Source organism: Streptomyces sp. JJ38, assembly GCF_019303475.1.
Classification (GTDB): domain Bacteria; phylum Actinomycetota; class Actinomycetes; order Streptomycetales; family Streptomycetaceae; genus Streptomyces.
Window position 1 is genome coordinate 24,408 of sequence record NZ_JABLSI010000063.1, and the last position, 6,000, is coordinate 30,407.

At 66.0% G+C, this 6,000-nt stretch carries 4 protein-coding genes; all 4 read left to right on the forward strand.

Going from position 1 to position 6,000, the window contains the following annotated elements; all coding sequences use genetic code 11:
• Positions 1-485 precede the first annotated feature (485 nt).
• The 4 genes from HPT28_RS24385 to HPT28_RS24400 all read left to right on the forward strand — a co-directional run bounded on the left by HPT28_RS24385 (position 486) and on the right by HPT28_RS24400 (position 5,955).
• A complete protein-coding gene (locus HPT28_RS24385) occupies positions 486-2,090 on the forward strand; it encodes an IS1182 family transposase (RefSeq protein ID WP_257579361.1) in 1,605 nt (534 codons plus the stop codon).
• A 291-nt stretch (positions 2,091-2,381) separates the two neighbouring features.
• The gene (locus tag HPT28_RS24390; RefSeq protein WP_219093765.1) at positions 2,382-3,971 is read left to right on the forward strand and encodes an endonuclease NucS domain-containing protein; all 1,590 of its coding nucleotides are present in this window, start codon (positions 2,382-2,384) and stop codon (positions 3,969-3,971) included.
• Positions 3,972-4,651: 680 nt separating this feature from the next.
• Entirely contained in the window at positions 4,652-5,218 is a 567-nt protein-coding gene (locus HPT28_RS24395; RefSeq protein WP_219093767.1) for a hypothetical protein, read from the forward strand.
• Positions 5,155-5,955, forward strand: coding sequence for a hypothetical protein (locus HPT28_RS24400; RefSeq protein ID WP_219093769.1), 801 nt, complete (start codon positions 5,155-5,157; stop codon positions 5,953-5,955). The genes HPT28_RS24395 and HPT28_RS24400 overlap by 64 nt, the downstream gene beginning before the upstream one ends.
• Positions 5,956-6,000 lie beyond the last annotated feature (45 nt).

Below are 6,000 nucleotides of genomic sequence, written 5' to 3' on the forward strand. Positions count from 1 at the left end.
TGCCCGGTGAAGGCAATGGCGGAGGATACGAGATTCGAACTCGTGAGGGGTTGCCCCCAACACGCTTTCCAAATGTTGGTACGGGTGTCCGGTGGGGGTCGTGGGCGTCCTGACCTGCGGTGGAGCGTTCGGGGTGGACTCGCCCGGACAGGCCCGGACGGGGGCGAATGAGACCAGAACTGAGACCGCCCTGCTCCTGTCCCCTGTCCACTGTGGGGGCCGAGCCAGTCAGGGAGCCGGGGACCCCGTCAGACGAAGCGCTCGCGCGACGGTGGTCGCGACGCGTTCGACGTGCTCGCGGAGGCGAACCAGTTCGAGCAGTGGAATGACAAGGAGCGACTCTGTCGGGGATCTTGGAGTTCTCGGGACGAGGGCTGTTGGCGCTTGGAACACTTCGGACGGTCCTGCATAGTTCCGTCCCCCTGAGGTGATCAGTGTCCGTTCGTCCCCGGTCCGGTGCGGTGGTTCCCGAACTCACAGCCCAGATGGCGCGAGCCAGTAACCCCAGCGGCACCGCGGCGATGTGGGTACGTGATCACCTCGATGGTCTCTGGGACGACAGGGACTTCGCTTCCTGGTACCCGCGCGATGGCCGCCCCGGACTCTCACCGGCCCAGCTGGCCACGGTCTGTGTCCTGCAGTTTCTGCTCAATCTCTCCGACCGGCAGACGGCCGAGGCCGTGCGGTGCCGCATCGACTTCAAGTACGCACTCGCCCTAGAGCTGGACGACCCGGGATTCCACCACAGCGTACTGACGGACTTCCGTGATCGCCTGTGCGAGGACGACCGCGCGGACCAGCTGCTCTCCCTGTCGCTGACACGGATGCGGGAAGCCGGCATGGTCGCCGAACGCGGGAGGCAGCGCACCGACTCCACCCAAGTTCTGGCCGCCGCACGGGACCTCACCCGCCTGGAGCTGGTACTCGAAGCGGTGCGCGCGGCCTTGGAAGAAGCCGCCCAGCGGTCACCGGACATCCTCGACGGCCTGGTGGATGCCGAGTGGGCCACCCGCTACGGGCGTCCAGTCCGACTCCCCAGTCAGCCGAGTCACCCTGTCACCCGGCTCAAGCAGGCGGGAGCGGACGCCCGCCGGCTCCTCGAGCGCCTTCCGCACCACCGGCGTGGGCCTCGCGCGGAAGCGTTGCGACAGATCGTCGTGCAGAACTTCCTCCTCGACGCCCGTGGCGGGTTACGTCCTCGTGCCGAGAAGGACGGACAGCCCAAAGGAGCCGTGCGGATCGTCTCGCCCTACGACCGCGAAGCCCGCCGGGCCATCCGCGGCAATACCCGCTGGAGCGGCTATCTGGTCCATGTCACCGAGACATGCGAGACCGGCCCTCAGGCCAACCTGATCACGGACATCGCCACCACCGGGCCGACCCGGGACACCGAGGCCCTCCCCGGCATCCACATCCGGCTCCGTGACCGCGGGCTGCTGCCCCGGCAACACCTTCTCGACGGCGGCTACCTCTCGGTCTCGCTGCTGCACCGCTCCCTCCGCGACCACCAGGTCGAACTCGTCGGCCCGGTCAAGGCCAGCGGTGCATGGCAGAGCAAGGAACAGACCGGCTTTACCCGGGACGACTTCACCATCGACTTCGACCAGCGCCAGGTCACCTGCCCCAATGGCGAGACCAGCCACATCTGGCTCGAGCCACCGGCCATGGCCCCCTACACCGTGGCCCGGTTTCGCCCGTATCAGTGCAACCCGTGCCCCGACCGGCCCGCCTGCGCCCGCGGCACTGCCGCCCGCACCGTGAACTTCCTCCCACAGCACCTTCATGAACTCCAGGCCCAGAACCGCGCGAACCAGCAAGACTCGCAATGGAGACGGCTCTACGCCACCCGGTCCGGAGTCGAAGGCACCATCTGCGAGTTCATCAACGGACACCGGGCCCGCCGCAGCCGCTACCACGGCCACCGCAAGACACACGTGCAGCACGTCCTGACCGGCATCGCCATCAACATCGAACGCCTCGCCTCACGCACAACTCGCCACCCCCACCGCCCCCGGCGCCCCACGACCCTCCAGCAGTACCTCGATGCCCGCGGCCTGACCTGGGAATGCTGGTGGCGGCAAGGCAAATGAGCCGCGCGCGCAAGATCCCCGACAGAGTCGCTCAAGGTGTCGCTAACGCTGCCGGGTCCGCAGCAGTCCCGTATGACCAGCCGCGACACCCGGGCCACTCGACCAATCCCGCAGATCACGGGGGCTTCGCTTGGGCCGACGCGACCCAGTGGGCGCGGCAGGTGAGGGCGTCGGGACTTGCCTGGGTGAGGCGAGAAGGGCTGGGAGTGTCAGAGCGATCATCTACTGTCATACCCTGATTGGCCGTCAACTAGTGTTTGAGGCCGCGAACTTGCCCGAGAGGTGCGACGCATGGGTGTTCAGTACGAGGCTCGGTTGCGCGATATGCTGGCCGACCGCTTGTCACTCATAGAACCGAGCCTTCGTCTGATCGACACGGAATACCCGCTACCCAATGCTCACGGAACGCGCGGGCGGATAGACATCTTGGCCCGAGATGGCCACGGGTCTTGGGTGGTGATCGAGCTGAAGCGATCCGATTCGACCTCGGGCCGAGCCCTTCATGAGGTCACGAAGTACGCTGAGCTGTTGCAGCGAGAGCTGGGGCTCCGCAAGGACCGCATTCGCGCGATGATTGTCTCCACCACGTGGCGCGAACTTCGCGTACCGGTCAGCAACATGGCGCGTGACTGGGCGCACGATCTGCGTGGATTCCAACTCACATTGGACGACGACGGTGCTCCAGTGCGTGCAGACCGGGTGGAGTTCCTCGAAGCGGCGATCCCCCCACAAGTGACCCCGCATCACTTCATCTATTTGTACGACTCTCCGGAAGATAGAGAGCGGGGCTGGCACGAGGTTTTGGCCAGAGCCGCAGAGGCAGGAGCCCACGATCTTCTGGCAGCGGACTTCCAGCGCATCTCGCAGAGGGGCAGCGTGGTGGCACCGTACGGCCTGTACTTCGCGATCGGGCGTCTGGATCCGGACCGAGCGCCAGCATGGCTCGATGACGGTGAGGAGGATTCGCCCGAGGAAACCGGGGGGTACCCCCTGGAGTATGCGGCTCTTTGCTACATCACCAGCAACGTCTTCGCAGCGGGCCATGACCCAGCCCGGCCGGGCTTGCTCCGGGAGCTGGCAGAGGACCCGCGGTGGGAGATCGAGGGCTATCGGACGGCAGGTGAGTTTGCCAAGCGCACCTCGCTGGACGAGAGGGACCTTCTCCGGGACCTGAACGGAGACGAAGAAGGGATCGGTCAGGTCCTCTACACAGGATCCGCGCGAACCACGGACCGTGGAAGATGGCCTGCTTTCCGGGAGGAGAGTAGGACGTGCACGGCGGGGAACCCCGATTGGGCGAGGCTCGTGGGACGGTGGCTGGACGACATCTCGGCTGATGGCGTGGAGCGCGATGTCATGCTTCATGTGTACAACCCGTGCGATCTGATCCGATCGTTGGTGTACGGGTGGCCCAACAAGCTCTCAGCACTCGTTCCGATGACCTTTGGGACGGCATTGGCTACCCAGGACGGCGACCACCGCGCAATCCGTGGCTCCCTCTACTGGGATGGCGTTTCCTACCCTGACATGGTCGACCGGGTGCGCCTGGTCTATCGCGATGCCATGCACTGGCAGGCTCACCTCGTCATGGATGAGACCTGGAGCACTGATCTTGATCTCCTGAGTCTGCTCGGACTTCGCTACGTACTCATCGAGCAGATCGGAGGGAATCCGCTCCTTGCGTCAGAGGCGCGCGAACTTCGACTGCACTTTGTGCAGGACGAGGTCGTCCGTACTCTGCCGATTCCCTGCGAGGGGTCACAGCTCCGCGACGCGGGTTGGAACGGTGCCTACACGCTCGACACCTTCCTCGAGACGTACGAAGATCAGATCGATGCATTGGTTGAGACCTATAGGGCCGAGTTTCACCGCGTGCCCTGAGGCTCCTCGGCGATCGGGCAGTCTGGCAGCCGACGTGATCACGGAGATTCGCAGGTAAGGGCGAGTCTCCTGGGTGCTTCAAGCGGGGGGAGCGGGAACGACCCGCCTGAGGTTGAAGACTCCCAGCAGCCCGGGGCGTTCGGCGATCTCTGCCAGTTCCCGCGTTCGTCGGGCGCAGGGCTCAGCAGACCTGGCTCAATGGACACATGGAGATGGGTGAGCACTGGGCCTACCGAACAAGGCCGAAAGAGTTAGGCAGTCCGGTCCGCCAGGTCGAGATCGTACGGGTAGGCGGGCAGGTCAGGACCGGTTCCCTCCACGTGCGGTTTCTTGACGGCGATGACGCAGGGCTGCAGGAGTGGGTCAACGCTCCGTCTCTCGTCGCGCGTTGGGAGGATGTTGAGGCGTTCAGGTCGGACGATGCGAGGGTGCTTGCATTGGCCGATGCGTCGCGGCACATGCGAGGGAGCCCTGAGTTGGAGGCCGCGCGCATGATCTTCGATTTCGTGCGCTCGAAGCTGGCCCTGACGTTGTTCAGCGGCCCAGGCATGTTGGCTTCCAGTGGCCCCAGTCGGCGGGTCGCACAGGCGCATTGAGGGGTGGTGACGGGGCGAAGTGGCCCCACTCCCGCTCTTGCGGTGAGACGGTTCCCGTGATCTCCGGCAGGGGCGGTGCTGTAGATGTCTTTGTCCAACCAGGAGCTGTTCGACCGCATCCGGCGGGACAGCTGGCAGCAGCAGTTGTCGATCCGCGCCCTGTCGAAGAAATACGGCGTTCACCGCCGCCTCGTACGGGAGGCGCTCTCCTCGCTGGTGCCCACCCCGCGCCGCCGGCCGGTGAGGACGTCACCTCGGATGGAGCCGTACAAGAAGACGGTCGACGCCTGGCTGCGATCTGATCTGGAGGCTCCGCGCAAGCAGCGGCACACCGTGCGGCGGATCGTCGCGCGGATCGAGGAGGAGTTCGGCGAGGCGATCCCGTATCCGACGGTCCGGGACTTCGTCGCGGCCCGCCGCAAGGAGATCGCAGCCCAGGCGGGGGCACCTGTCGAGGCGTTCCTGACCCGGCACAACGCACTTGGTGCGGACGCCGAGGTCGACTTCGGAGACGTCTACGTGGACCTGGCCGGCCAGCGACCCGCTGCTATCTGTTCGCCTTCCGCCTGGCCTATTCCGGCAAGGCTGTGCACCGCATCTCGCGCTCCTGCGGTCAGCAGGCGTTCTTCGAAGGACACGTCCACGCGCTGACCACGCTGGGCGGAGTGCCGGCCGGTCAGGTCCGCTACGACAACCTCACCCCGGCCGTGAAGAAGGTGGTCTTCCGCAGCCGCTCGCGGGAGGAGAACCCGCGCTGGACCAACTTCCATGAGTACTACGGATTCACCCCCTTCTACTGCGAACCGGGCCTGCGCGGCGCCCACGAGAAGGGCGGCGTCGAAGGCCAGGTCGGCTACTTCCGCCGCAACTACCTCACCCCGGTGCCGCAAGCGGACAGCCTGGACGAACTCAACGCCCGATTAGCCGAATTCGAGGCGAAGGAGGACGAGCGGCGGATCGGGGCGAGGATGCAGACCATCGCGCAGGACTTCGCCCGCGAGGTGGGCCATCTGCTGCCGCTGCCGGATGATCCGTTCGCCACCGGCATCACACTCACGCCCCGCGTCGACCGCTACGGCATGATCACCGTGAAGATGTGCCGGTACTCGGTCCCGGTCCGCTTCATCGACCGCAAGGTCACCGTCACGCGCACCTGCGACGACCTGACCGTCTATGACAGCCGACGGGAGATCGCCCGCCACCGGCGACTGACCGGCCGCGGTGCCGAATACTTCGTACTGGACCACTACCTGGAAGCTCTGCTGACCAAGCCGGGTGCCCTGGAACGCTCCGAGGCCCTCCACCAGGCCCGCGCCGAGGGCACCTTCACGGCCGTCCACGAAGCGTTCTGGGCCGCGGCCGAGAAGGCCCTCGGCGACGGGTCTTGACCCCGGTTCCTGGACACGGATTATGCGGCTTGCGTCAGCGTAGGT